Here is a 26,184-nt window from a genome sequence, read left to right on the forward strand (position 1 = left end):
ATTGCTAAATGCAGTGATTAAAAAGTACCACGGTTTTCTTGACGACTGTTATATTGTAGGACAATAATGCAGTTAACAAGAAGCGATCGCCCAGATCGAAAGTAACAGCCGATGAGGGAAAACACGTGAGTACGAAACCATTGATCCTGAGCACCGAGTCCGCCCGCCGGAAAGTGCTGCTGACACTCAAGAAATACAGCTACCTGATCGCCATGCTGCCCCTGGCCCTGCCGCCCCTGTTGTTGGCGGCCGGGCAAGCCACCGGATGGGTCAACCTGTTCGCCTGGGGCGTGCCGGTGGTCGTCTTCGGCATCATCCCCATCCTCGACCTGCTGCTGGGCAAAGACGCCCTTAACCCGGACGAGGAAGCCGATACCCCACGCATGAACACCGAACTCTTCTACAAGTTCATCACCCTGGGCTGGGTTGCCGCCTTTGCGGTGTTGCTGGTGTGGAGCATGTTCGTGCTGGCGTCCGGCCTGTTCAATGTGGCCGGTGGCATCGGCTGGATCTTCTCCGTCGGCATCGTTGGCGGCCTGGGCATCAACGTTGCCCACGAACTCATCCACAAAGACGGCAAACTCGAAACCTGGGCCGGCGGCTTCCTGCTGTCACTGGTCAGCTACGCCGGCTTCAAAGTCGAACACCTGCGCGGCCACCACGTGCACGTCTCCACCCCGGAAGACGCCTCGTCCTCGCGCTACAACCAGTCCCTCTACAACTTCCTGCCCCAGGCCTATGCCCGCAACTTCATCAACGCCTGGAAACTGGAAGCCAAACGCCTCGAGAAAAAAGGCCATAACGCCCTCAGCTGGCGCAACGAACTCATCTGGTGGTACAGCATCACCGCGCTGGCCTTCACGGCCTTCACCGTCGCCTTTGGCTGGCTCGGCGCCGTGTTCTTCCTCGGCCAGAGCTTCATCGCCCTCAACCTGCTGGAGATCGTCAACTACCTCGAACACTACGGCCTCCACCGTCGCAAGCTCAAAAACGGCCGCTACGAACGCACCGGCCCGGAACACAGCTGGAACTCCAACTACTTCCTCACCAACGTCTTCCTGTTCCACCTCCAACGCCACAGCGACCACCACGCCTGGGCCAAACGCCGCTACCAGGTCCTCCGCCACCACGAAATAGCACCCCAGCTCCCCGCCGGCTACGCCGCCATGGTGGTCCTGGCCATGATCCCGCCACTGTGGAAAAAGGTGATGAACCCGAGGGTAGAGGCGTACTACGAAGGCGAAGAACACCAATTGGCGTGAGTCGAGACAAATACAGGAGGCACACGCCTAAAGGCGTTACCTGGAAAGTCAGATCGGTCCGAGCGGGTATGCCCCTCCCAGACCGTGCATTGCCAGGGATGGCAATGCCGAGCCCCCATGGATGGGTTAACGGCGTGTCTGGGAGGGGCATACCCGCTTGGACCAGCCCCCCAACCATGCAATCAAAAAAGCTTCCAAGGCCCCACAGGTTTTGTGTCTCTGACTGTGGGGCCTTTTTTTGCCCTTGAAATCTCCCCGCAACGCACGCAAGTATAATGGTTGAATCCTGAACCCATAAAAGGGAGCTCCCATGCCCAAACACTTCGAACAAGCCTCCGGCCTGCACGAAGCAACCGTCCCCGAAACCGAAGGCTACGTCTTCAACCAAACCATGATGCGCATCAAAGACCCCGAGCGCTCCATGGACTTCTACACCCGGGTAATGGGCATGCGCCTCGTCAGAAAACTCGACTTCCCGGAAATGAAATTCACCCTCTACTTCCTCGCCTACCTCGACGACCGCCAGGCCAACATGGTCCCCAACGACGACGCTCACCGCACCACCTTCATCTTTGGCCGCGAAGCCATGCTCGAACTGACCCACAACTGGGGCACCGAAAACGATGAAGAGTTTGGCTACCATAATGGCAACGACGAGCCCCAGGGCTTTGGCCACATCGGCGTAGCGGTGCCGGACGTATACAGTGCCTGCGATCGCTTTGAAAAACTGGGCGTGGACTTCGTCAAGAAGCCGGACGACGGCAAAATGAAGGGCCTGGCGTTCATCAAGGACCCGGACGGCTACTGGATCGAAATCCTGCAGCCGAACATGCTCGAAAAGCAGCGCCGGGTAGAAGAGGAAGAGTAAACCGCCTGAATCGGCGTTATCAGGCAGTGTCGGGACGACTCCCGACACTGCTGCGAGAGGCCACGATCACCGCCGCCGTCAGAATCAACGCCCCGGCAATACCGATCACCCCCAATTCCTCACCCAGAATCACCCACGCAAGCATGGCCACGAACAGCGGCTCCAGAGTCACGATAATGCTCGACAGAGTAGCCGGTGTTGTCTTCATACCGCTGAAGAAACTCACGTACCCCAGGCAGGTCGGCACAATACCGATGTAGGCCACCATCAGCCACTGCGAAAATTCCAGGCTTTGTAGCCCGTCAAAACCACCGCTCAGCGCAACCACAGGCAGCAGGATCAGCGCGGCGGTAAAAAAGCAGATGAACGCCGTGGTGAACACCGGAGTGCCGGTGGAGGTGTACCGACTGGTGAGTGTGAAGCCTGCGTAAACCAGCGCGGCCAGAACCGCCACCAGAATACCACCGAGGCGAAGATGGCCAGCACTGTCCATGTCGCTGATCACCAGCATCGCGGTGCCGGCAATGGCGGCAGCCAACGCCAGCATTGTCACCACGCCCGGTTTCTCACCCAGCAGCGGCGCCGCCATGATGGCGACAAGCACGGGTGCCAGGCACAGGGCAATCAGCGTGGCGATACCTGCGCCGGTCATATCCACGGCCAGCAGGTAGCTGCCCTGATAGACCGCCTGGAAGAAGCCCAGGGCCAAAAGCGGAACCAGAGCTTTACGGGTGAACTTTGGCGGAGAGGTTGCACTGCGAGCGAGTGCGCGCTGCTCCCTGAGCATCAGCCCAAAGAAGAAGGGTAAAGCGACCGCCAGGCGCAGGAAACCCAGTGTCACTGCCTGCAGGTCGGAGCCGGAAAACAGGAATTTTGCCACGATACCCGTGGTCGCCCAGAGCAGGGCGGCCAGGGCAATCAGTAATGCGCCTCGGATCATTCAATAACCAGTACGATGAGTTCCTTGGGACCGTGAACACCGTAAGCGAGAGTTTGCTCGATATCAGCGGTCTTCGAAGGCCCGGAGACTAACAGCGCATTGGTTGGCATGCCAGCGGCCCAGTTCTGGGATTGCATCGCATCGTGGAACGTGGTGTACAACTCACTGGCCTTCAGGATCGCAATATGGATGGGCGGCACCAGGCTCATCAGCCGGGGTTCATCCGCGGTCGGCCAAAGAATCAGCGACCCGGTTTCGGCAATGCCGCCCCGGGTAGAGGTGATGCCGGCGTCCACCTCGTTGAACAGTGCTTCCTGCCAGCTTTCGATGGGCTCGTCGTACACCAGCAGTTGCGGCAGGTCCTCGCGGTCTTTGGTGGCGCTTCTCAGGGCCTGGCCGATCTCATGTTCCTTGGCAATCAGCAGGGTCTGGGCGCCGCGGCTCTGAAGGATTTCAGCCAACCGGTCAATCCAGCCGGATTCCGTGGTGCGATGCACTTCCCCATGAACCGATTCGATGGTCCGTTCGAACATGTCCAGCCGTTCAGCGGTGCTCCAGTCCGGAAGATCAAGCACTGAAAAATCGCACTCCGGGGCCGTCAGTTCACCGCCGGTGCGGTTGCGCAGGCGCTGGAGAATGGCGTCTCTGGAACTCATTGGCCACGCTCCTTCATCCGTTCGTGGAGGGTTTTGGGCGCCAGTTTTGGCGCGGTTCGGTATTGCGTCCAGGCGCCCATCTTGCCTGGTTGCAGCTTGCGGAATCGTGCGCCCAGGCTGGTGCCAAGGCGATAGAGGCCTGGTTTGGCGTGCATCCAGCTCCAGCCCTTCCAGATCATGGCTTCCACGCCACTGCGCTTGGCACCGTGGCCGCGCACCTTGGCCGGATGCAGCTTGTCACCGTCCACGGATTCCTGTCGCAGCCGCACCAGCAGGTCCGGAATCGGGATCTTAACGGGGCAGACTTCACCACATGCCCCACACAGGCTTGAGGCCGTCGGCAGATGCCGGCCTTCATCAAGGCCCACCATATGCGGCATCAGGATTTTACCAATGGGGCCGGGATAGGTGGTGCCATAAGTATGGCCGCCCACCCGCGTATACACCGGGCAGTGGTTCATGCAGGCGCCGCAACGGATGCAGCGCAGGGTGTCCAGCAGCTCGTCGTCCTGATAGATGGTGGAGCGGCCATTGTCCACCAACACCACGTGAACCTCTTCCGGGCCGTCCATCTCGTTGGGCTTGCGGGGGCCGGAAATCATATTGAAGTAAGTGGTAATGTGCTGGCCGGTGGCGGAACGGGTCAATAACGCCAGCAGGGCGGTGACATCTTCCAGGTTGGGCACCACCTTCTCGATGCCGGTCACGGCAATGTGGCAGGGCGGTACGGTGGTGGTCATACGGCCATTGCCTTCGTTTTCCACCAGGCACAGGGTGCCGGTTTCGGCCACGGCGAAGTTAACGCCGGAAATGCCCACGTCGGCATTGCGGAACTTTTCCCGCAACTGCAGCCGGGCGTTCGCGGTCAGGTATTCCACATCGTTGGAGAGGTCGGTGCCGGTTTTGTCGTGCAGCAGTTGGGAGATCTCGCCAGTGTTCTTGTGAATTGCCGGCATGATGATGTGCGAGGGTGTTTCTTCCGCCAGTTGCACAATGTACTCGCCAAGGTCGGACTCCAGCGCCTCGATGCCCTGTTCCTCAAGGTAATGGTTCAGCTCCATTTCCTCAGAGACCATGGACTTGCCTTTGATCGCCGTCTTGGCGTCCCGCGCCACGCAGATATCGCGCACGATACGGCAGGCTTCATCACCGTCGGTGGCCCAATGCACGGTAATGCCGTTCTCGGTCAGCTTCTGTTCCAGTTGCTCCAGCAAATCCGGCAGGCTGGCCAGGGCCCGCATGCGAATGTTGGCACCCAAGTCCCGAAGGGTTTCCAGGTCCCAACCTTCAAAGGCGGACTTGCGCTTGGTCATCAGACCGTCCATCGCCTTGCGAAAGTTCTGGCGAACCTGCGGGTTGTGGATGGCCGCCCGGGCGCGCGGGTGGAACTCTTTTACATCGATGTGATGGGCGGAATGGTGTGAAGAGCCGTGTGTTGTCTCGCTCATGACTGTTCACCTCCACTGCTGGTGCGTTCCCAGAGGAAACTCAGAATGTGCTGGCCGGTCACCGGCTTCTGGTTTTTCTCAGCGTACCCGGCGATGTTCATCAAACATCCGCAGTCCGTGGTGACAAACTCTTTGGCGCCGGTGTCCACCAGGGTGTCCACTTTCTCGCTGACCATGGCCCCGGAAATTTCCGGATGGCGCACCGCGAAGGTACCGCCAAAGCCGCAGCATTCCTCCGCTCGAACCTGTTCTACCAGGTTGACGTTTTTTAGCTGCCCCAGCAGCTTGGGGCCGACTTCCGCCACACCCATTTCACGGCGGGCGGAGCAGGAGGTGTGCATGGCTACGGTGGTGGGTTCACCCAGGTCATCCAGTTTGATGTGGCACACGTTCACCAGAAAGTCCGTCAGCTCCCATACCCGCCCGGCAATTTCAGCGGCCGCAACTTCATCGGAGGTGTCCTTGAACAACGCCGGGTAATGCTTGCGCATCATGCCGCCACAGGAACCGGAGGGCACCACAATCGGCCAGTCTTCCGGAAACAGCCCGAGTTGGGCGTGGGCGACTGCGCGGGCTTCGTCGTGATAGCCGGAGGTGTAGGCAGGCTGGCCACAGCAGGTCTGGTCTTCGGGGTAGATGACCTGAATGCCTTCCCGCTCCAGCAACTGGATGCCGGCCATGCCCGCATCGGGATAGAACATGTCGACCAGGCAGGTGCCGTAGAAATAGACCTTGGAAGGTTTGGCCGGGTAAACCTTGATGGGATCAACCATAGTGCCGTCGCTCGCGATTATTATTGTCTCTCTGAGCCACAATAATAGGGCGGGGCCCTGGTAGTTGCCAGGCGACTTTATGGGGAGTCTGCGTGCTCGGAAAACGGGTGGGTTGGTAGCTGGTGATTTGGGAGCGGGCAGTGGCAGCCGGCCACTGCCCGAATAGCGTTATTCGACCGTCAGGCGCTCGGCGTTCTTTTCAACCGTGCGCTCACCAATGCCCTTGACGTTGGTCAGGTCGTTGCGGGACTGGAAAGGACCGTTGGCATCGCGATAGGCCACAATCGCTTCGGCTTTGCTCTGCCCGATGCCGTTGAGACTGGCCAGGGTTTCGATGTCGGCGGTGTTGATGTTGATGGTGGCGGGTTCAGCGTGGGCGAAACCGGTGAACAGGCTGAACAGAAGGACCATCATGGCGATAAAGGGGGTGCGTTTCATGCTTGCGTTGCTCCTGAGAGTGATTTTACGTGTCTGATTATTCGTCAGGACGTAAAAGCGGCGGAGCTGGTTGAATAGAAAAGACGGTAACCGGTGGGATGGGGAAGTGCACGGACAGGAACACATTCCCTATGCTCCTGAGCCCGTGGCTGACCCCATGCCTGATCCTTCAGGCTGCGCAACATCCTGTGCGCGTCTTCCCTGTTGTTCGTCCCTGCAGCCCTGATTCCCTGGGCAACTCCTGATCCCTGGAGTTATCTTCCCTGAGCCAGCTTTCCCTGCCAGCTTTTCATCCTTGACGTTGACCATTCTACATGGGAGCTATTCTCAAGAAATCGGACATTCGCTCCCTCATCTGTGCGATATCTCTTACAGATTTGTAATCAAACGGACAGGTGGAAATTGAACGTATGTTCATGCATTTTCTGGATTTTCCCGTTTACAGCTCCGGTGCACGATTAAGGGTCTGGAGCACCAGAGTTGACCATTCTGTTGCCCCATTTGTTGACAATAACCGGAGGCCAGTTGGCATCAGAATAAAAACAATATTTAAAACAACAGGTTATTTTTTAAGTTCATAGAGTTGCAGGTTTGTGGGTTTGTCGCATCGTAATAGTGCGCTTAGCGGAGTGGCGATTCATCGTGGTGCATTACTGCTGGTTCGAAAGCCCGGTAAGTGGTTATCAAATATCATTTAACTGACTGAAAAATAAGGCGTGTTTTTCATTCTGGAACAGCTGATGCAGAGGTGTTGGTGCATTTTGGGGCAATAACACCAATCAATCCGAAAAGGATGCACAACATGACGATTAGAAAACACGTGAAACTGGGCCTGTCAGCGCTGGCTCTCTCAATGTCTCTTAACGCAGCGGCCGCCGAAGATCCCATTAAGGTCGGCATTCTCCACTCCCTCTCCGGCACCATGGCCATCAGTGAAACCGTGCTGAAAGACACCGTCGAAATGCTCATCGCCAAGCAGAATGCCGAAGGTGGTGTTCTGGGCCGTGAACTGGAAGCGGTTGTGGTTGACCCCGCGTCCAACTGGCCGCTGTTCGCCGAAAAGGCCCGTGAGCTTCTGGCTCAGGAAAAAGTGGATGTCATTTTCGGCAACTGGACCTCGGTTTCCCGTAAATCCGTCCTGCCGGTGGTTGAAGAACTCAACGGCCTGCTGTTCTACCCGGTTCAGTACGAAGGTGAAGAATCTTCCGAGAACGTTTTCTATACCGGTGCCGCTCCCAACCAGCAGGCCATTCCTGCGGTGGACTACCTGATGAACAACATCGGCGTTGAACGCTGGGTGCTGGCCGGTACCGACTACGTGTACCCGCGCACCACCAACAAAATCCTTGAGACTTACCTGATGGATCAGGGCGTTGCCAAGGAAGACATCATGATCAACTACACGCCTTTCGGTCACTCCGACTGGCAGAACATCGTGTCTGACATCAAGCGTTTCGGCTCTGCGGGTAAGAAGACCGCCGTGGTCTCCACCATCAACGGCGACGCCAATGTGCCGTTCTACCGTGAACTGGGTAACCAGGGCATCTCCGCTTCCGACATTCCGGTGGTGGCGTTTTCCGTGGGTGAGCAGGAGCTTTCCGGTATCGACACCGGCCCGCTGGTTGGACACCTGGCTGCCTGGAATTACTTCATGAGTGTGGACAGCGATGCCAACTACGACTTCATCGACCAGTGGATCGAGCACACCGGCAACGAAGAAGCCGTCACCAACGACCCGATGGAAGCCCACTATATCGGCTTCAACATGTACATCGAAGCGGTGAAGAAAGCAGGCACCACCGACGTGGACGCGGTTAAAGACGCCATCATCGGCGTGAGCGTACCGAACCTCACCGGTGGCTACGCCACCATGATGCCCAACCACCACATCACCAAGCCGGTGCTGATCGGTGAAATCCAGGACAACGGCCAGTTCTCCGTGGTCTGGGAAACCCCGTCTACCGTAGCTGGCGATGCCTGGTCTGACTTCCTGCCGGGTTCCCGTGACCTGATCGCCGACTGGCGCAAGCCGATGTTCTGCGGAAGTTTCAACACTGCAACCGGCAAGTGCGGCGCCTCCGCTGGAGAAATGGCGGCTGAAGAAGCCGAATAAGGCATAGCAGCCAACAGCGCAATACAGACAACCGGGAGCGGCGATGCTGCCCCGGTTGTCGCCCCCGCAACTCGCTTTCAACCGACAGGACACCATCATGAGCATCCTTCGATCGCTCACATTGCTGCTTATCGCCCTGGTTTCCGTGCTGTCGCTTCCGGCCTCCGCCCAGGAAGACGACCCCGGAAAGGCCCTGCTGAATAACCTTGCAGAAGCGCCGGCCAGCCGCGTGGAAGAGGCCATCAATGCCATCGTCAGCAGCGGTGATGAAAGAGCCAGGGGCTGGCTCGAAGCTTATGGCAACAACCGACTGAGCCGGATAGACGACACCGGCCAGGTCGTGATCGTACTGAACAACCGGGGCCGGGACTGGGAAATCGCCAACCCGCTGACCGGAGAGATCATGGGCGAAATGTCCCGCCGCGAGCTGGACCGAATCGCCATCAATAACCGGATACGGGGCCAGCTTGAGGGCATTCTTGCCATGCTGGACCTGAACGCCGCAGACCCTGACGTGCGTGAAGCCTCCGCACAGGACATGATGGGCAAAGTGGACGCTTCCCTGGTCGAGCCGCTGCAAGCGCAGTTGGAACGGGAAGAGAACGCCTCGGTGCGCAACCGAATCGAAGAGGCACTGGCCATTTACAGAGTGGGTGAGGGTAATCTTGAGGCCGTGGACGTACTGGCCGGCAGCCTTCATCCCCGTGCACGGGCCGCCCTGAGCGAAGCCGTGCGGGGCGACAACCCGGCCCTGGCCACCAAGGCCCAGCAGGCCCTCGGCACCATTGAACAGAAACTGAAACTCAACCGCGCCGCCGAAACCCTCTATTTCGGCCTCAGCCTGGGTTCCGTATTGGTACTTGCTGCCATCGGCCTTGCCATCACCTTCGGCGTGATGGGCGTCATCAACATGGCCCACGGCGAATTGATCATGCTGGGTGCCTACACCACCTGGGGCATGCAGCAACTGTTGCCGGGCCAGCCTGGCCTGGCACTGATTCTCTCGATTCCCGCCGGCTTCCTGGTGGCGGCCACCGCCGGCATCATCATCGAGCGCAGCGTAATCCAGTTCCTCAAGGGCCGCCCGCTGGAAACCCTGCTGGCCACCTTTGGCATCAGCCTCATCCTGCAGCAATTGGTGCGTACCGTGATCTCGCCCCAGAACCGCACCGTGGTGACACCGGAGTGGATGAGCGGCTCGCTGGTGATCAACGACGCCCTGTCGCTGACCTTGAACCGCCTCTATGTACTGGCGTTCGCACTGATTGTCTTCGCCGCGCTGATGATGATCATGCGCAAAACCCGCCTCGGCCTGGAAGTGCGTGCCGTCACCCAGAACCGCGCCATGGCCCGCTCCATGGGCATCCGTGCGACCCGCGTGGACATCATGACCTTCGCCTTGGGCTCCGGCGTTGCCGGCCTGGCCGGTGTGGCGTTGTCCCAGCTCACCAACGTGGGCCCCAACCTGGGCCAGAACTACATCATCGACTCGTTCATGGTGGTGGTGTTCGGTGGCGTGGGCAACCTGTGGGGCACGCTCATCGCCGGGTTGTCGCTGGGCACCATCAACCAGTTGCTGGAACCCTGGGCTGGTGCCGTACTCGCGAAGATCATTGTGCTGGTCTTCATCATCCTGTTCATTCAAAAACGGCCGAAGGGGCTCTTCCCCCAGAAAGGCCGGGCTGCGGAGGGTTAAGGTATGTGGTTGACTCAACCCTTGCGTGAGCGATCCACGCAGATTTTCCTGGGCGTTCTGTTTGCAGCCCTGGCCATCGTGACCTTCCTTCACGTGGCCATGCCGGAAGACAGCGCCCTGTATGTCAGCGCCTACACCGTGACATTGCTGGGCAAATACCTGTGCTACGCCTTGCTCGCGGTGGCTGTGGATCTGGTGTGGGGGTACCTCGGTATCCTCAGCCTGGGCCATGGCGCCTTCTTTGCCATCGGCGGCTACGCCATGGGCATGTACCTGATGCGCCAGATCGGCGATCGCGGCACCTACGGCGATCCCATCCTGCCGGACTTCATGGTGTTCCTGAACTGGCAGGAACTGCCCTGGTACTGGCTCGGGTTCGACATGGCCTGGTTTGCCTTCATCATGGTGCTACTGGCCCCGGGCCTGTTGGCGCTGGTGTTCGGCTTCCTCGCCTTCCGTTCGCGGGTCACCGGCGTGTACCTGTCCATCATCACCCAGGCGCTGACCTTCGCGCTGATGCTGGCGTTCTTCCGCAACGAGATGGGCTTCGGCGGCAACAATGGCCTGACCGACTTCCGCGACATCCTCGGCTTCAACCTGCGCACCGACGCCACCCGTTTGGGGTTGTTCATCGCCACTGGCATCGCCCTGGCCATCGGCTATGTGATCTGCCGCGGCATCGTCACCAGCAAGCTGGGCCGGGTCAGCATCGCCTGCCGCGACGCCGAAGCTCGTGCCCGCTTCCTGGGTTATCGGGTGGACCGGGTGCAGCTGTTCGTGTTCGTGGTCTCCGCCATGCTGGCGGGTGTGGCTGGCGCCTTGTACGTGCCCCAGGTGGGCATCATCAACCCCAGCGAATTCTCGCCCCTGTTCTCCATTGAAGTGGTGGTCTGGGTCGCCCTCGGCGGCCGCGCAACCCTCTATGGCGCGGTGATCGGCGCGGTACTGGTGAACTACGCCAAAACCGTGTTCACCGGCGTGATGCCGGATGCCTGGCTGTTCGCCCTGGGTGGTCTGTTCGTGCTGGTCACCGTGTTCCTGCCCAAGGGCATCGCCGGCCTGATGGCCAGCCGCCGCAAGGGCAAACAGGATGAACAGGACACCCCAACCGCACCAGCCACTACGGAGGCGACCGCATGAGCATTATCGAGGAGCTTTCCAACCGCGACCGGGTGTTCGAATTCCTGACCCCCGCGGTCTCCCCCGTGGACACCCGCCACGGACCGATCCTGTACATGGAAGACGTCAACGTGAGCTTCGATGGCTTCCGGGCCATCAACAACCTCAACATGACCATCGACGACGGCGAACTGCGCTGCATCATCGGGCCGAACGGCGCGGGCAAAACCACCATGATGGACATCATCACCGGTAAAACCGCCCCGGACACCGGTTCGGTCTGGTTCGGCAGCCGTCACAACCTGCTGACCATGAACGAGCCGGAAATCGCCACCCTCGGCATCGGCCGCAAGTTCCAGAAGCCCACCGTATTCGAAGCCTTAACGGTGTTCGAAAACCTCGAACTGGCCATGGCCACCGACAAGCGGGTGATCCCCACTTTGCGGGCCGCCATGAAAGCGGAGTTTCGCGAACGGATCGGCGAAGTGCTGGAAACCATCGGTTTGCAGGAACTGCGAAGCCAGCTGGCGGGCATCCTCTCCCACGGCCAGAAGCAGTGGCTGGAAATCGGCATGTTGCTGATGCAGAAGCCGCGCCTGCTGCTGGTGGACGAACCCGTCGCCGGCATGACCGAACAGGAAATGGAACGCACCGCCGAACTGCTTACCAGCCTCGCCGGCAAGCAGTCGGTTGTGGTGGTGGAGCACGACATGGGCTTCGTGCGCTCCATCGCCCGCAAGGTCACCGTATTGCACCAGGGCAGCGTGTTGGCGGAAGGCAGCATGGACCAGGTCTCCAACGACCCGGAAGTGATCAAGGTGTATCTCGGGGAGGAGGAGGCGTAATGCTCAAGATCGAAAAACTGAACCAGTTCTACGGCGAAAGCCACACCCTGTGGGAACTGGAACTGGACGTGCCCAAAGGCCAGTGCACCTGCGTGATGGGCCGCAACGGCGTGGGCAAAACCACCTTGATGAAATGCGTGATGGGGGAGGAAACCACCAGCAGCGGCAGCATCCAGTTTGATGGCGGCACCGAACTGACCAAACAGAAACTGGAAGAGCGCTCTCGCCTGGGCATCGGATACGTGCCGCAGGGCCGGCAGATTTTCCCGTTGCTGACCGTGGAAGAAAACCTGCGCACCGGCCTGGCCGTGCGCAAGGACGGCAGCAAGAAAATCCCCGAGCGCATCTACGAACTGTTCCCCGTGCTCAAGGAAATGAAAAACCGCCGTGGCGGCGACCTCTCTGGCGGCCAGCAGCAACAGCTCGCCATCGGCCGCGCCCTGGTGATCGAGCCTCAGTTGCTGATCCTCGACGAACCCGGCGAAGGCATCCAGCCCAACATCGTCGCCCAGATCGGCGAAGTCATCCGCCGGTTGATCAAGGAAGACGGCCTGACGGTGTTGCTGGTAGAGCAGAAACTGCCCTTCGCCCGCAAATACGCCGACCGCTTCGCCATCATGGACCGCGGCCGCCGCGTCGCCGAGGGCGAGATTGCCGAGCTGTCTGATGAACTCATCAAGAAGCACCTGACGGTATGACCGCCTACGAATCGATCGCCCTCAACGCTACCGACGCGGTTCACGACTCCGGCCACCGCTTCGACGCGGACCGGCGCTGGGCCGCCACCCTGGACCTGGCCTTCGACGCCAAGCAGGAGCAGGGCGCGCAGGTTACCCGCATGACCCGCACCCGGTTCAAAGGGCCGTTGCGGGTACAGCGACCGTTCTACCCGGAAGGCAAAACCGGCTGCTGCCACGTGTACCTGCTGCACCCGCCCGGCGGCCTGGTCAGCGGCGATGCCCTGACTATCAACGTAACGGTTGGAAGCGGCGCCCACACCCTGGTGACCACCCCGGCGGCGGCGAAACTCTACAAAGCCGACCGCAACGGCGTGGCCTGGGCGCAGCACACACACCTGAACGTCGCCAGCGGCGGCGTTCTTGAATACCTGCCCCAGGAAACCCTCGGCTTCAACGGCTCCCGGGGCGAGCAGACCACCACCATCGAACTGGAAACCGGCGCCAAGTGCCTGGGCTGGGAAATCCTCGCCCTGGGCCGACCGGCCAGCAACCTGCCGTTCGTTACTGGCCATATGGAACAACGCTTCAGCCTGAGTATGAACGGCAAACCGCTATGGCTGGAACGCCAACTGTTAGACCCCACACACGCCCGTTTCAACGGCAAATGGGGGCAGGGCGGCGCCACCGTTCAGGCGACCTTGTGGGTGGTTGGTTTGGAAGACGAAGCCGGCGCCATCGAAGCCATCCGTGAACAACTGCCGGCTTCAGCCCACTGGGCCATCACACGCCGGCATGGCGTTGTGTTGTTGCGGTACCTGGGTAATGAAAGAAACGAAGCCTGGGATGTTTGCCAGCGGGCCTGGGAGGTACTTCGGCCTCTGTTGGCCGGCCAGTCCGCGGTTGTTCCGCGGATCTGGTTGACTTGATGGTTGGTGCGGGAACAGGGCGGGGCGAACCGTCCGGGGCACGCTGTGAATACGTCCATGTACGCTTGACGAAAACATCCATGTTTTCGACATCCCCGGACGGTTCGCCCCGCCCTGTTAAGCGGAAAAATGAGTTAGCGCACTAGCTCGATAGGGTCAGAAACAACTATTTGGAACAACGGAAGTTAATCCAACAGGCAACTCAGAATTCAGACAAGGCAGGAGGGAAGGGGTGCACGGGATCGTAAAAAACATGGATGTTTTTTCCGAGCGTACAGGGACGTATTCACCGCGTATCCCGTGCACCCCTTCCCTCCTGCCGACAAACTCCAGAACCCGAGGAGAACAAAAATGGAATTAACCCCAAGAGACAAAGACAAACTGCTCCTCTTCACAGCAGCACTGTTAGCAGAGCGCCGCAAGGCCAAAGGCCTGAAGCTGAATTACCCAGAAGCCGTCGCCCTCATCAGCGCCGAAATCATGGAAGGCGCCCGCGAAGGCCGCACCGTGGCTGAAATGATGACCGCCGGCACCGAAATCCTCACCCGCGACGACGTCATGGAAGGCGTGGCCGACATGGTCGACGAAGTCCAGGTAGAAGCCACCTTCCCCGACGGCACCAAACTCGTCACCGTCCACAACCCCATAGTTTGAGGAGGCTGCCATGATCCCCGGCGAATACCAGTTAAAAGACGGTGACATCGAACTCTGCGAAGGCCGCCAACGCATCACCATCGAAGTCGGCAACACCGGCGACCGACCGATCCAGGTGGGATCCCACTACCACTTCGCCGAAACCAATCCCGCTCTCGATTTTGATCGGGCCAAGGCAAAGGGCTACCGCCTAGACGTCGCCGCCGGCACCGCCATCCGCTTCGAACCCGGCCAAACGAGAGAAGTGACCCTTATCCCGTTCGCCGGAAAACGCGAAATCTACGGTTTCCGCCAAGAAGTCATGGGAAAACTCGACAAGAACTGAGGACAACAGGAGCAAGGGGTTAAAGAAGGCCCGAATGAACTCTGAGGGTCGGGCGGATAGGGCTTTGCAGGAATGTGCGGAGCCATGGATGGCGGAGCCCAAGCGCACATGGATGTGCTTGTAGCGTTTCCTGGAAAGCCCTATCCGACCGGCCCCGGCACCCAAGCACCAAGCCACGAGAACCCAGGCACCCAAGCAAAAACGAGGGACAGCATGAAGATAACAAGACAAGCCTACGCCGACATGTACGGCCCCACAGTGGGTGACCGAGTCCGCCTGGGCAACACCGAACTGTGGATCCAGGTTGAAAGCGACGCCACCCACTACGGCGATGAAGTAAAATTCGGCGGCGGCAAAGTCATCCGCGATGGCATGGGCCAAAGCCAACGGGCTGATGACACCGTGATGGACACCGTCATCACCAACGCCCTGATACTCGATTGGTGGGGCATCGTAAAAGCCGATGTCGGCCTGCAAAACGGCAGAATCGCCGCCATCGGCAAAGCCGGCAACCCAGACACCCAGCCGGACGTTACCATCGTCATCGGCCCCGGCACCGAAATCATCGCCGGTGAAGGCAAAATCCTCACGGCTGGTGGCATCGACGCCCACATCCACTTCATCTGCCCCCAGCAGATCGAAGAAGCCCTGATGAGCGGCATCACCACCATGCTCGGCGGCGGCACCGGCCCGGCGACGGGCAGCAACGCCACCACCTGCACCCCCGGCCCCTGGCACATCGGCAAAATGCTCCAGGCCGTCGACGACATGCCCATGAACATCGGCTTCCTCGGCAAAGGCAACGCCAGCCTGCCAGAGTCCCTCGAACTGCAGATCAAAGCTGGCGCCATGGGCCTCAAACTCCACGAAGACTGGGGCACCACACCGGCTTCCATCGACAACTGCCTCACCGTAGCGGACAAGTTCGACGTACAGATCGCCATCCACACCGACACCCTCAACGAATCCGGGTTTGTGGAAGACACCCTCGCCGCGTTCAAAGGCCGCTGCATCCACACCTACCACACCGAAGGCGCCGGCGGCGGCCATGCCCCCGATATCATCACCGCCTGCTCCAAGGATTACGTACTGCCGTCCTCCACCAACCCCACACGGCCGTACACCGTCAACACCATCGACGAACACCTCGACATGCTGATGGTCTGCCACCACCTGGACCCCAACATCCCGGAAGACGTGGCCTTCGCCGATTCCCGCATTCGCCGCGAGACCATCGCCGCGGAAGACATCCTCCAGGACATGGGCGTGATCTCCATGATCGCCTCCGACTCCCAGGCCATGGGGCGGGTGGGGGAAGTGGTGTGCCGCACCTGGCAGACCGCCCACAAGATGAAAGTGCAGCGCGGCCTGCTGCCGGACGACGAGCAGCTGGGTGCCGACAACCTGCGCGCCAAACGCTACATCGCCAAATACACCATCAACCCCGCCATCACCCACGGCATCGCGCACGAAGTGGGTTCCGTGGAAGTGGGCAAGCTGGCGGACCTGGTGCTGTGGGACCCGGCCTTCTTTGGCGTAAAACCCGCGCTCATTGTGAAAGGCGGCATGATTGCAGCGGCCCCCATGGGCGATCCCAACGCCTCCATTCCCACGCCCCAGCCCGTGCACTACCGCATGATGTTCGGGGCGCTGGGCCGGGCCGCCAGTGCCACCCGCCTGAGCTTTGTCAGCCAGGCCGCGCTGGATGCGGGCATTGGCAAGGAATTGGGGCTGAACAGCACCCTCGCGGCCTGTAAAAACGTGCGCAATGTTCGCAAGGGCGACCTCAAACTCAACGACGCCTGCCCGCACCTGACCGTGGACCCACAAACCTACGAAGTGCACGCCGATGGCGAACTGCTTACCTGCGAGCCAGCCACCGAACTGCCACTGGCGCAGCTATATCATCTTTTTTAAGGACCCCGACATGCTTGAGCTGACACAGAGAATCGGCCCAGTGGAAATCAGCGAAATCCACGACCATTTAACGCTGCCCTTCGAACTGCGCATGCGCGGCCGCCTGCGCGCCAGGACCGATACCGGATACGACGTTGGCCTGTTCCTCGACCGCGGCCCCGTGCTGCGAGAGGGCGAATTCCTGCAGGCCCAAAGCGGCGAAATCATCCGCATCCGCGCCGCCGACGAACCCGTGGTCACTGCCCGCATCGAACCCGGCCTGCCGTTGGCACGGTTGTGCTACCACCTCGGCAACCGTCATGTGTCGCTATCCATCGGCAGCGAAGACACCGCAACAGATGGAAAGACCGGATGGGTGCGCTTCCCGCCGGACCACGTACTGGAAGAACTGGCCGAACGCCTGGGCGCCACCCTGGTACACCACCAGGCTCCCTTTGATCCGGAGCCCGGCGCATACGCCCAAGCAGGGCATGCCCACGGCCATGGCCATTCACACGATCACAGCCACGGGCACAACCATGACCGCCCTCATGCTCACTGACAGCAGCCAGACAGCCGTCGGCGACCTGTCCCTGCTGGGCCTGATGCAACTGGTCAGCCCCGCACTGCCCATTGGCGCCTTCGCCTGGTCCCAGGGACTGGAAAGCGCCTTCGAACTGGGCTGGGTGAACAACGAAGGCCAATTGGGCGACTGGCTGGAAGGCGTGCTGGAAGATGGCCTCACTCGCTGCGAGCTGCCTTTGCTGGTACGCCTGCAAAACGCCTGGGCCAACAGCGACAGCGCCGAATTGGCCCCCTGGAACCAATGGCTGCACGCCACCCGCGAAACCGCCGAACTGAGCGACGAAGACACCCGCCTGGGCTCTGCGCTCATTCGACTGCTGGGCAGCTTGGAACTGCTACCAGCGGAAGGCCGAATGCCGGAAGACCCCGGCTACGTCACCGTCTTCGCCTGGGCCGCCCACATGCGCCACGTACCCGTGCGCCAAACCCTGCTCGGCTTCGCCTGGGCCTGGCTGGAAAACCAACTCGCCGTCGCCTGCAAAGCCATGCCCCTGGGCCACACCGCCGCCCAACGGCTGACCGAACGGTTACGCCCCAAACTGGTACACGCCGTCGACCAGGCTCTGATTAGAGAAGACAACGAACTCGGCCCGATATTGCCAGGTCTCGCGCTCGCAAGCGCACACCACGAAACCCAGTATTCACGGCTTTTCAGAAGCTGAACAAAAACGATCTTGATTAGAGAAACGGAGAACACGCCATGAAACATTGTCTGAGAGTAGGAGTCGGCGGCCCGGTCGGCTCAGGTAAAACCGCCTTGCTGCGCCAACTCTGCAAAGCCCTGAAAGATCACTACGACATCGCCGTCGTCACCAACGACATCTACACCAGGGAAGACGCCGACTTCCTCCTGAAACACGATGCCCTCCCAGCCGACCGCATCCTCGGCGTGGAAACCGGCGGCTGCCCCCACACCGCCATCCGCGAAGACGCCTCCATGAACCTCGCGGCCATCGATGACCTGCAAAACCGACACCCCAACCTGGAACTGGTCCTGGTGGAATCCGGCGGTGACAATCTCTCCGCCACCTTCAGCCCGGAGCTGTCCGACCTCACCCTTTACGTCATCGACGTCTCCGCTGGCGACAAAATCCCCCGCAAAGGCGGCCCCGGCATCACCAAATCCGACCTGCTGATCATCAACAAGATCGACATCGCCGAACAGGTACACGCCTCCCTCGATGTGATGGACCGGGACTCAAAGAAAATGCGCGGGGAGCGCCCGTTTGTGTTCACCAACCTGTACGACGGAGTAGGGCTGGAAACCATCATCAGCTTCATCCTCGAACGCGGCATGCTGCCGGAACGGCGCCCGAACAACGTGGCCGAAACCGCCTGACACCGACCCACAAACACCGAATTCAGCAACACAAGGAAGAACACCATGAACCAGACCACCAAACTCCTTATGGCCGCCGGCCTACTACTCACCGCCACCACCGCAGCCGCTCACACCGGCCATGGCGCCCACGCTGAAAGCGGCTTCCTCAGCGGCCTGCTGCACCCCATGCTGGGCCTGGACCACTTGTTGGCCATGGCCGCTATCGGGTTCTGGAGTGTGCGCCAGAATAACCTCATGAAGAACGCCACCCCGGCTTTCGTGATCGGCGGCATGATCCTGGGCGCAGCCCTGGCCTGGGGCGGTCTGAGCCTGCCCGGCGTTGAAATTGGCATCACTTTCTCCGTACTGGTGGCCGGCATTCTCATCGCTACTCTGGCCAAACTGCCGACTGCCATTGGCGGCACTCTTGTAGGTGCCTTCATGCTGTTCCACGGCTTCGCCCACGGTATAGAAATGCCCGCAGGTGCCACGCTCGCGGCTTACCTGGTCGGTTTCTCCATCGCTACTCTCGCTATCACAATGGTTGGGCGTGGGCTGGGTAGCCTGATGCTGAAGGCGGATAGCCGATTCAGTCGTGGTGTTGGTGGTGTGCTGGCGGTTGCTGGGGCGTATCTGGCTGCGGCATAAGATCTAGAGCCGTCCTTTTGGGCTTATAGCCCGGTACGGCAGCAAAAAATCCCCGAGCCCAGGTTACTGATTCTTGATGAGCCGGAGGAGGGGATTCAGCCGAATATTGTTGCGCGGAAGTATGCAGATCGGTTTGCCGTCCTCGACCGCGGACGGCGGGTTGTGGAGGACGAGATTGCTGGGCTGACGGATGAGCTGATTAAAAAGCACTTGACTGTACGATTGGTTAAAGCAAAAAAGTTGCGAAAGAATGCCTAAGGCTGCTCGGGGAGCCGAGTGGCTTTTATGCATCTGGTTTACCAAATTTTACGTCCTACGTGTAGGAAGTTTCCTCACGGTTAGGCTAGTGTGTAGTCATAAGAAACGGATAGATGCTGCTGTTAAGGATAACGGATGGACCATACCCAGAAACTCCAGAACCCGCTGCACCATAACTACAAACCTGGAAAAACGCTACGAAGCCTTTCGGGCCAGGGCGACCAGCAGGTGTATTCGTTGGTAAGGAAGTTTTATGATCGAGTTTAACAACAAAGATTTTTTCAAACTTTCCCGGTTTTCAGTCTGCTGTAGCTAAAAGGTCATTTGGCTATCTACGGGGAAAGAACACCGTTCTAAAACCCGTTAATAAGCCCGCTAGTCAGCAACTTATTCCCGATTGGGAGTAAGTAAGAGCGAACTGAACAAATAAAAACTCGGGCATAAACGGCACTATAGAGTGTGAATTAAGATTCGTATCCGGAGGACGCGTGACTTTATCCATCCATGCCGAGGTAGCTTCAACTTTCTCTTTGGCAGCACAACAAAACGCATACCCCGTGCTAAAAAGGGTGTTGGTCACCTGTTCGGAGGAGGCTGACAGCACAGTAGCGAAAAACGTCACGGATATACGCGTTAGACTGACCTGCGAACCGCAGTTCGTTGAGGCTGAAGAGTGGTTAATCGACCGCCTTGAACCGGGCCAATCGATCAAGCTCCAGGATCGGCCGTTAAAACCCCACTACGACAAACTGAACGGATTGACCGAAGAGGTAGTGGTCCGACTGGTATTCGCGGTGTCCTATGTAGACGCTGGGGGTCAAGCTCAGGAGCTATTTGCCAATCACCAGGTCAACATCCTGCCCGCCGATTACTGGGGCGGAGAGTCTCGGCAGGCTGAACTGTTAGCCGCCTTTGTTCAGCCAAACGTACATACCGTTGAGTCAATTACCAGCCGTGTCGCCCTGAATTTAAGAAACGCAGGGCAGAACAGCGCGATAGATGGTTATCAGTCGAATACGCGAGAGCGCCCTTTCCTATTTGGCTCGGCTCTCTGGTCAACTCTATTCAATGAGCGGCTGATGTACCTTTCGCCGCCGAATGGATGGGCAAAGCTTGGGCAACGCATCCGCCCTGCTGCCGATATTCTTGAACACAAAACGGCCGCTTGCCTTGATACATCGGTGCTTTTTGCCAGTTGCCTGGAAAATATGGGGCTAAATCCTGTTATAGCACTTACTAAAACCCATGCTTTCGCTGGTTTTTGGTTAATCGATGAATGCTTCCCCGTGCTCACGAACGATGACCCAATCGATTTGCGCAAGCGCATGGATACCTCAGATATCGTTATGTTTGAGACCACACTCATCACAAACGATACGCCGGTTACGTTCAAGCAGGCGATTGAACGCGCGAAGACGTTACTCGAAGAAGATCGCGAGTCTGAGTTCGTGATGCTGATCGATATCAAGCAGGCACGGGCGAGACGAGTCAAGCCAATCGGAGTCGTTGAAGAAAAGCCAAAAGCGGATGCTCAATTGGGTGAACACGACCAATCCCCGGAGGAGCTGGGAATAGATGCAGCGCCCCCTCTTCCGCCGGTGCGGGCCGATGAGCGGGTGATCGAGGATACACCAGATACCCGCGTGGATATGTGGCAGCGCAAGCTGTTGGATTTAACCAAGAGAAACCCGCTTCTCAACGTTAAAAGCTCGGCTTTAAAGCTCTTTTGCCCTGATCTAGCGACTCTTGAAGACATGCTAGCCGCGGACGAGGTCTTCAGCTTTATTTCAGCCGAGGAGACGCCACTGGTTGATGACGAAAGAAGCACTGAAGCGTTTCGTCTGAGCACGGGCGCCGATCTTCATCGTGAGTTCGCACTTCAACAGCTCAACAACAAAAAGTTAATCATTAATGACACAGTTAAGCGCAAAGACGCCAAGCTGGTCGATTTACTGCGTAAGGCGAAAAATGATCTTGAAGAAGGTGGTAGCAATACTCTTTTTCTCGCAATCGGAATGCTGCGTTGGAAAGAAATCCCTGAAAGCGATAAATCGTACCGCGCTCCTTTGATCTTGTTGCCGGTTAAGCTAGAGCGTCGTAGCGCCCAGGCCCCTGTGAAAATGCGCCAACTTCCGGATGAGGAGCCTATTTTTAATCTCACGCTCATCGAGATGCTTCAGACTGACTACGACATTAATCTTGACCGACTGCGGCATGAGCTTCCTGAAGATGAATCTGGTGTAGACGTTGAAGGAATTTGGAACATCGTTCGCGCAGCGATACAAGAGCAGCCCGGGTTCATTGTGGTCGAGGAAATTGTTCTCGGCTCCTTCTCGTTTGCAAAATATTTGATGTGGAAGGACCTCAGGGATCGAACTGAGCTCCTTAAACAAAGCCCCTTTGTCGAACATTTGGTTGATCACCCATCTGAGGCTTACCAGCAAGAAGGCGCTTTCATCAAGCGCGATCAAGTGGATGAAAAGATCAAACCTGAGTCCTTCTACGCTCCGCTCAACTGCGACTCCTCTCAAATGGTTGCTGTCGAAGCTTCCTCCCATCCACAGGACTTTGTGTTGGAGGGGCCGCCTGGAACCGGTAAATCGGAGACGATCGCCAATATCATTTGCCACAACCTTGCTCTCGGCCGGAAGGTTCTGTTCGTCGCGGAAAAGATGGCGGCATTGCAGGTCGTATATCGCAGGATGGAGAAAGTTGGACTTGCACATCTGTGTTTGGAGCTACATTCCAATAAAGCAAACAAAAGATCTGTATTAGATCAATTGGGGGCTGCTTGGTCTCATCGTGAATCCGCAGCTCAGACCGACTGGATAAGCAAAGCACAAAAGCTAGAAGAAGTTCGCGAGGGGCTAAACACTTACGTAGCTGAGCTGCATCGCCGGCATGCGCTAGGCCTTTCAGCCCGCGACGCCATGGCCCGCGTTGTTCGATTTGAATACGAGCATCCATTGAGACTCTCATGGAGCAACGATTTATCGCAGGCCCCTGTTAAGACCGAAGCGGATCTGGATCCCTATCTAGAGACCGCGCGCGAGCTTGGCATTGCCTTTGGACAAATTGAAGACCTCGACCCAGATAGGTTCGCCTCGATCACTCAGATCGAGTTCTCTAACCAATGGCAAACCGAAGTTATTTCTCTTGCTAACCGACTGGTTCTCGCCACCGATCGAGCGATTTCCAGTGCCGATGCGCTACTCTCGGCACTGGGCTTACAAATTGATCAGATTTCGACGCGTACCGTCTCTCAACTATCAAGCCTTAGAGCACTTTGCGACTTGGCTATGACGGGGGAAGTGGATTTTGCACTGCAGAGCGGAGGCCCAGGACGGGTCAAAGCGTTGAGAGAAAGCGTCGCATTGCACCGGCAGCTGCATGAGCAGGTTGATTCATTTGGATACAACCTCAAGTGGCCAATGCTTGAGGAGTTTGATTGGGAGCAATGGATCAGTCAGCGAAATGAAGCGACCGGACTGTTTGGTTTCATTAAACGTTACAGTCTACGCAAAACCATCAAAACGGCCGGGCTGGACAAAATTGATGATCTATCGGTCCTTGAATTGGGGATCGAGGCCCGAGAAACACTTAGGAAATTGAAGTCCGTGTCGTCGAATATCGAGGGCTCGTCGGCTTGGACCGGTGTCGATGCAGATGGCGACCAGCTGTCTCAAAAACTCGATAAGGGCGAAACAGCGATCACACTCTTTAAAAGGTTTGTTAGCGCTTTTTCGGACCCCGCAGATGTTGTCAGCGTTCTCCGGAAGCAGTTGGTTGAGGGGCGAGATTTCTTGTCAGAAAGCTCCAAGATCGTAACTACAGCACGTCGATTGGATGAAGACCACCAAGCGTTGGCATCCTTAATCAGCGACGCGGAGGCGCTTAATGTCTCCGTCAATACTGATCATGAGCTCTTTAAGGTCGGTGCCGACTTCCGAGCAATTGGCGAGCAAGCTCAGCGTTTGAATCGCTGGTGCCGATGGCTGGCCATGAAGAAAGTGGCTTTAAGCTACGAACTCGAACCTTTGTCTGCGGCGCTCGAAAGTCGGGCAATTTCACCGAAAGACTGTGAAGATAACGCGATGACCGCATTGTGTGTTTGGTTAGCGCCCAAGCTGATTGATCAAAGCCCATCACTCGTCCAGTTTGCGGGGGCGTTCCATGAATCGACGATCGGGCGATTCAGGGAGTTGGACGCCGACGTATCTGAAACAACAGCTGAATACATCGTCGCGAAAACAGCAGGGAACGTGCCTGATCGCAATACATCTAATACTCCGCCTGAGTATGGCGTTCTGGCCAGGGAGCTTACAAAAAAATCGCGGCACAAACCTGTCAGGGCACTGGTCAACGAGATGGGTAGCAGCCTGACCGACCTCGTACCCTGCTTTATGATGTCGCCACTTTCGGTTGCCCAATTCCTACCTGCTGATTTTGCACTCTTTGACCTTGTCGTATTCGATGAGGCATCTCAAATCACGACATGGGATGCCGTAGGTGCGATTGCACGTGGAAAGAACGTTATTGTGGTGGGCGATCCCAAGCAAATGCCCCCGAGCAATACATTTGGACGCAAGGAGGAAGAGGACTCCGACGAAGGAGATCTAGAATCCATCTTGGACCAGGCACTTGCGGCACGCCTACCGCACCTTCGCTTGACGGGGCATTACCGTAGCCGCCATGAAACGTTGATTGCGTTCTCGAATTCTCATTACTATGAGAATCAACTCACCACCTTCCCCTCAGCCGAAACGAAACAAAGCGCTGTTACCTTGCATCGGGTAAATGGTGTTTATGCAAAGGGGCGCGGACAAACCAACTCTATCGAGGCGCAGGCGGTCGTGAAAGAGGTTGTCCGTCGATTAGAGCGCATGCTTAAAGATGAAGAGCCCACCAAATCGATGGGTATCGTTACAATTAACTCTCAGCAGCAGCGCATGGTAGAGGACTTCTTGGATGAAGCGAGACGCGAAAATCCCAACTTGGAACGTTTCTTTACTGCGACTGATACTTTTGATCCAGTCTTCGTAAAGAATCTTGAATCTGTACAAGGTGACGAGCGAGATATTATCGTACTCTCGCTGACCTATGGCCCTACGGAGCCGGGTGGCCGCACTATGAGCATGAACTTCGGTCCGCTCAATAAACAAGGTGGTGAGCGTCGCTTGAACGTCGCAGTGACGCGGGCAACAACCGAGGTGCTGGTCTTCTCAAGCTTCGATTCATCCATGGTGGATTTGTCCCGAACTCAGGCGACGGCGGTTGAACACCTCAAAAACTATTTGGAATTTGCAGAGCGTGGCCCCGTCGCGCTGGCCGAGTTTAGCTTTGCAAACTACGGAGTTGATCATTTCGATTCCGACTTTGAGCAGGCTGTTGCCATGACTCTTCGTGAGAGAGGCTGGAAAGTCCAGACCCAAGTCGGTGTATCAAAATTCCGCGTCGACCTTGGAATCGTACATCCAGACAAACCGGGCGAGTATCTTGCTGGTGTCGAATGTGACGGAGCGACCTACCATGGCTCGCCGTCTGCCAGAGATCGCGATCGTGTTCGTCAGATCATTCTCGAGAACTTGGGTTGGCGGATCGTCCGGTTGTGGTCAACGGATTACTTCCAGGATCCGGAATATGCGATGAAAAAGCTCCATGAAAATCTCGAATCCCTCCTGGAGGTAGATCGCGAGCAAGATGACGATTCTATCGATGGAGGAGATAAGGAAATAGATGTACCAGTGTCGACAGCGGATACGCTGATCGGCGAACCTGAAACCGATGCTAAATCGGAAGAACATGAGGCTCACGCTGTCTCCGGAATTGACACCGCGGGGCCACTCGGGTCTGCTCACGAAACGGCCGATGATCTTAGTAGTGGATACGATAAGAGTGCTCGACAGTCTGAGGATATCTTGGCTGACCTACCTTGCTATGACAAAGATCGTTATTTTCATGCCGATCATCGAATGAACCTGAGCCGCCTTGCCAACGCCATACTGGAGCGCAAAAATGGCATTACATTACACGAGCTTACGCTCGACGTTGCCCATAGACATGGGCTAAATCGAAGCTCCCGAAAGCAGCGGCAGCATCTTCGCGATGTCATCAAAGGTTGGGCAGGTTTCTGGCGCGAGGGTGAAGAACGCACAACGGTATGGCTTTCACCAGACTACATTTGCGATGAGATACCATGGCGAGGGTTGTTTGCGTTTGGTGTTGAGCGTGATTGGAAAGAACTCTGCTATCAAGAGCAGGTAGGAGTTGCTCGCGCAGCATTAAACGCTAAGCCCGATGATCCTATCGATTGGATGTTCGGAGAGTTTCAGATTGCTCGCCGACACAACTCGACTGTGGAGACATTTCATAAGTGGGTAAATCGAGTGCAGCCTTACCGATAATCGTTACACGAAAGCGTAGTGGGCTGGTTTTAATTTGATCAACTTGGCATGCCTCCCTTCTGATGGAGCCGCTCAAGCGGCTCTCGATATACACTTGTAGGCCACAATTTCAAAGTCAGAACAGGGTGATCTTCGCAATAATTTGGAACGGCCTTCTCCGGGAGTTCAGTCCTTCATTGTTGAGAGAACTCATCGAAATGTGCTTTTCGGACAGAAAACCGGGACAAACCTATTTGTCGGGGCTTTTGATATAGAAAACGTTCTTATCCCGTACGCTCATCTCGAAGAGTTCACTGGCTCGGACGAGGAGCTATCGTCAAATCTGGTGT

General features: G+C 57.7%; 21 protein-coding genes and 1 pseudogene. 17 read left to right on the plus strand and 5 right to left on the minus strand.

All coding sequences use genetic code 11. From position 1 onward, the window contains the following. Nucleotides 1-125 precede the first annotated feature (125 nt). Both B2590_RS07925 and gloA read left to right on the plus strand, forming a co-directional pair. The gene (locus B2590_RS07925; RefSeq protein ID WP_091642976.1) at nucleotides 126-1,262 is read left to right on the plus strand and encodes an alkane 1-monooxygenase; all 1,137 of its coding nucleotides are present in this window, start codon (nucleotides 126-128) and stop codon (nucleotides 1,260-1,262) included. 310 nt (nucleotides 1,263-1,572) lie between these two features. Beyond that, nucleotides 1,573-2,130, plus strand: a complete 558-nt coding sequence (gene gloA / locus B2590_RS07930) for a lactoylglutathione lyase (protein WP_036209049.1) — start codon at nucleotides 1,573-1,575, stop codon at nucleotides 2,128-2,130. Nucleotides 2,131-2,149: 19 nt separating this feature from the next. Here gloA and B2590_RS07935 read toward each other — a convergent pair whose 3' ends face one another. The 5 genes from B2590_RS07935 to B2590_RS07955 all read right to left on the minus strand — a co-directional run bounded on the left by B2590_RS07935 (nucleotide 2,150) and on the right by B2590_RS07955 (nucleotide 6,385). Next, nucleotides 2,150-3,070: a DMT family transporter gene (locus B2590_RS07935; RefSeq protein ID WP_036209051.1), complete on the minus strand. Its 921-nt coding sequence runs from the start codon at nucleotides 3,068-3,070 to the stop codon at nucleotides 2,150-2,152. After that, complete coding sequence (locus B2590_RS07940) at nucleotides 3,067-3,726, minus strand: LutC/YkgG family protein (RefSeq protein ID WP_036209053.1); 660 nt, start codon at nucleotides 3,724-3,726, stop codon at nucleotides 3,067-3,069. Before B2590_RS07940 ends, B2590_RS07935 begins: the two co-directional genes overlap by 4 nt. Next, nucleotides 3,723-5,174, minus strand: coding sequence for a LutB/LldF family L-lactate oxidation iron-sulfur protein (locus B2590_RS07945; RefSeq protein WP_213479631.1), 1,452 nt, complete (start codon nucleotides 5,172-5,174; stop codon nucleotides 3,723-3,725). The genes B2590_RS07940 and B2590_RS07945 overlap by 4 nt, the downstream gene beginning before the upstream one ends. Beyond that, a complete protein-coding gene (locus tag B2590_RS07950; protein WP_041335553.1) occupies nucleotides 5,171-5,947 on the minus strand; it encodes a (Fe-S)-binding protein in 777 nt (258 codons plus the stop codon). The genes B2590_RS07945 and B2590_RS07950 overlap by 4 nt, the downstream gene beginning before the upstream one ends. A gap of 168 nt (nucleotides 5,948-6,115) precedes the next feature. After that, the gene (locus B2590_RS07955) at nucleotides 6,116-6,385 is read right to left on the minus strand and encodes a ComEA family DNA-binding protein (RefSeq protein ID WP_007155578.1); all 270 of its coding nucleotides are present in this window, start codon (nucleotides 6,383-6,385) and stop codon (nucleotides 6,116-6,118) included. A gap of 802 nt (nucleotides 6,386-7,187) precedes the next feature. Here B2590_RS07955 and urtA point away from each other — a divergent pair. From urtA to B2590_RS08025, 15 genes and pseudogenes are all read left to right on the plus strand, one after another. Then, entirely contained in the window at nucleotides 7,188-8,498 is a 1,311-nt protein-coding gene (gene urtA / locus B2590_RS07960; RefSeq protein ID WP_007155577.1) for an urea ABC transporter substrate-binding protein, read from the plus strand. A gap of 97 nt (nucleotides 8,499-8,595) precedes the next feature. Beyond that, nucleotides 8,596-10,194 carry an urea ABC transporter permease subunit UrtB gene (gene urtB, locus B2590_RS07965; RefSeq protein WP_286847916.1) on the plus strand — a complete coding sequence of 533 codons (1,599 nt, stop codon included), beginning with the start codon at nucleotides 8,596-8,598 and terminating at the stop codon, nucleotides 10,192-10,194. A gap of 3 nt (nucleotides 10,195-10,197) precedes the next feature. Then, entirely contained in the window at nucleotides 10,198-11,334 is a 1,137-nt protein-coding gene (gene urtC, locus B2590_RS07970) for an urea ABC transporter permease subunit UrtC (protein ID WP_286811455.1), read from the plus strand. Continuing rightward, nucleotides 11,331-12,158, plus strand: coding sequence for an urea ABC transporter ATP-binding protein UrtD (gene urtD / locus B2590_RS07975; RefSeq protein ID WP_286811456.1), 828 nt, complete (start codon nucleotides 11,331-11,333; stop codon nucleotides 12,156-12,158). The genes urtC and urtD overlap by 4 nt, the downstream gene beginning before the upstream one ends. After that, a complete protein-coding gene (gene urtE, locus B2590_RS07980) occupies nucleotides 12,158-12,856 on the plus strand; it encodes an urea ABC transporter ATP-binding subunit UrtE (protein WP_091642994.1) in 699 nt (232 codons plus the stop codon). Before urtD ends, urtE begins: the two co-directional genes overlap by 1 nt. Then, a complete protein-coding gene (locus B2590_RS07985; protein WP_286811457.1) occupies nucleotides 12,853-13,764 on the plus strand; it encodes an urease accessory protein UreD in 912 nt (303 codons plus the stop codon). The genes urtE and B2590_RS07985 overlap by 4 nt, the downstream gene beginning before the upstream one ends. Nucleotides 13,765-14,115: 351 nt before the next feature. After that, nucleotides 14,116-14,418 (plus strand): urease subunit gamma, encoded by a 303-nt coding sequence (gene ureA / locus B2590_RS07990; protein WP_007152777.1) that lies wholly within the window; start codon nucleotides 14,116-14,118, stop codon nucleotides 14,416-14,418. Nucleotides 14,419-14,428: 10 nt separating this feature from the next. Next, the gene (locus tag B2590_RS07995; RefSeq protein ID WP_286811458.1) at nucleotides 14,429-14,743 is read left to right on the plus strand and encodes an urease subunit beta; all 315 of its coding nucleotides are present in this window, start codon (nucleotides 14,429-14,431) and stop codon (nucleotides 14,741-14,743) included. 213 nt (nucleotides 14,744-14,956) lie between these two features. After that, on the plus strand, nucleotides 14,957-16,660 hold the full coding sequence (gene ureC, locus B2590_RS08000; protein WP_286811459.1) for an urease subunit alpha: 1,704 nt from the start codon (nucleotides 14,957-14,959) through the stop codon (nucleotides 16,658-16,660). A 10-nt stretch (nucleotides 16,661-16,670) separates the two neighbouring features. Beyond that, nucleotides 16,671-17,201, plus strand: a complete 531-nt coding sequence (gene ureE / locus B2590_RS08005) for an urease accessory protein UreE (RefSeq protein WP_286811460.1) — start codon at nucleotides 16,671-16,673, stop codon at nucleotides 17,199-17,201. Beyond that, a complete protein-coding gene (locus B2590_RS08010; protein ID WP_286811464.1) occupies nucleotides 17,191-17,886 on the plus strand; it encodes an urease accessory protein UreF in 696 nt (231 codons plus the stop codon). The genes ureE and B2590_RS08010 overlap by 11 nt, the downstream gene beginning before the upstream one ends. Before the next feature lie 38 nt (nucleotides 17,887-17,924). Then, entirely contained in the window at nucleotides 17,925-18,563 is a 639-nt protein-coding gene (ureG, locus tag B2590_RS08015) for an urease accessory protein UreG (protein WP_041335536.1), read from the plus strand. A gap of 45 nt (nucleotides 18,564-18,608) precedes the next feature. Next, nucleotides 18,609-19,193 (plus strand): HupE/UreJ family protein, encoded by a 585-nt coding sequence (locus B2590_RS08020; protein ID WP_286811461.1) that lies wholly within the window; start codon nucleotides 18,609-18,611, stop codon nucleotides 19,191-19,193. A 54-nt stretch (nucleotides 19,194-19,247) separates the two neighbouring features. Continuing rightward, nucleotides 19,248-19,451, plus strand: a pseudogene (locus tag B2590_RS19210) (hypothetical protein); the annotation flags it as partial. 488 nt (nucleotides 19,452-19,939) lie between these two features. Further along, nucleotides 19,940-25,855, plus strand: a complete 5,916-nt coding sequence (locus tag B2590_RS08025) for a DUF4011 domain-containing protein (protein WP_286811462.1) — start codon at nucleotides 19,940-19,942, stop codon at nucleotides 25,853-25,855. Nucleotides 25,856-26,184 lie beyond the last annotated feature (329 nt).

This window comes from Marinobacter sp. UBA3604, assembly GCF_002375325.1.
In the GTDB taxonomy this organism is placed as follows: Bacteria; Pseudomonadota; Gammaproteobacteria; order Pseudomonadales; family Oleiphilaceae; genus Marinobacter; species Marinobacter salarius.

What these genes read in the sequence shown, in the direction of transcription:
- gloA (WP_036209049.1), top strand. Translation starts at nt 1,573, where the DNA reads ATGCCCAAACACTTCGAACAAGCCTCCGGCCTGCACGAAGCAACCGTC.
- B2590_RS07935 (WP_036209051.1), bottom strand. Translation starts at nt 3,070, where the DNA reads ATGATCCGAGGCGCATTACTGATTGCCCTGGCCGCCCTGCTCTGGGCG.
- B2590_RS07940 (WP_036209053.1), bottom strand. Translation starts at nt 3,726, where the DNA reads ATGAGTTCCAGAGACGCCATTCTCCAGCGCCTGCGCAACCGCACCGGC.
- B2590_RS07945 (WP_213479631.1), bottom strand. Translation starts at nt 5,174, where the DNA reads ATGAGCGAGACAACACACGGCTCTTCACACCATTCCGCCCATCACATC.
- B2590_RS07950 (WP_041335553.1), bottom strand. Translation starts at nt 5,947, where the DNA reads ATGGTTGATCCCATCAAGGTTTACCCGGCCAAACCTTCCAAGGTCTAT.
- B2590_RS07955 (WP_007155578.1), bottom strand. Translation starts at nt 6,385, where the DNA reads ATGAAACGCACCCCCTTTATCGCCATGATGGTCCTTCTGTTCAGCCTG.
- urtA (WP_007155577.1), top strand. Translation starts at nt 7,188, where the DNA reads ATGACGATTAGAAAACACGTGAAACTGGGCCTGTCAGCGCTGGCTCTC.
- urtB (WP_286847916.1), top strand. Translation starts at nt 8,596, where the DNA reads ATGAGCATCCTTCGATCGCTCACATTGCTGCTTATCGCCCTGGTTTCC.
- urtC (WP_286811455.1), top strand. Translation starts at nt 10,198, where the DNA reads ATGTGGTTGACTCAACCCTTGCGTGAGCGATCCACGCAGATTTTCCTG.
- urtD (WP_286811456.1), top strand. Translation starts at nt 11,331, where the DNA reads ATGAGCATTATCGAGGAGCTTTCCAACCGCGACCGGGTGTTCGAATTC.
- urtE (WP_091642994.1), top strand. Translation starts at nt 12,158, where the DNA reads ATGCTCAAGATCGAAAAACTGAACCAGTTCTACGGCGAAAGCCACACC.
- B2590_RS07985 (WP_286811457.1), top strand. Translation starts at nt 12,853, where the DNA reads ATGACCGCCTACGAATCGATCGCCCTCAACGCTACCGACGCGGTTCAC.
- ureA (WP_007152777.1), top strand. Translation starts at nt 14,116, where the DNA reads ATGGAATTAACCCCAAGAGACAAAGACAAACTGCTCCTCTTCACAGCA.
- B2590_RS07995 (WP_286811458.1), top strand. Translation starts at nt 14,429, where the DNA reads ATGATCCCCGGCGAATACCAGTTAAAAGACGGTGACATCGAACTCTGC.
- ureC (WP_286811459.1), top strand. Translation starts at nt 14,957, where the DNA reads ATGAAGATAACAAGACAAGCCTACGCCGACATGTACGGCCCCACAGTG.
- ureE (WP_286811460.1), top strand. Translation starts at nt 16,671, where the DNA reads ATGCTTGAGCTGACACAGAGAATCGGCCCAGTGGAAATCAGCGAAATC.
- B2590_RS08010 (WP_286811464.1), top strand. Translation starts at nt 17,191, where the DNA reads ATGCTCACTGACAGCAGCCAGACAGCCGTCGGCGACCTGTCCCTGCTG.
- ureG (WP_041335536.1), top strand. Translation starts at nt 17,925, where the DNA reads ATGAAACATTGTCTGAGAGTAGGAGTCGGCGGCCCGGTCGGCTCAGGT.
- B2590_RS08020 (WP_286811461.1), top strand. Translation starts at nt 18,609, where the DNA reads ATGAACCAGACCACCAAACTCCTTATGGCCGCCGGCCTACTACTCACC.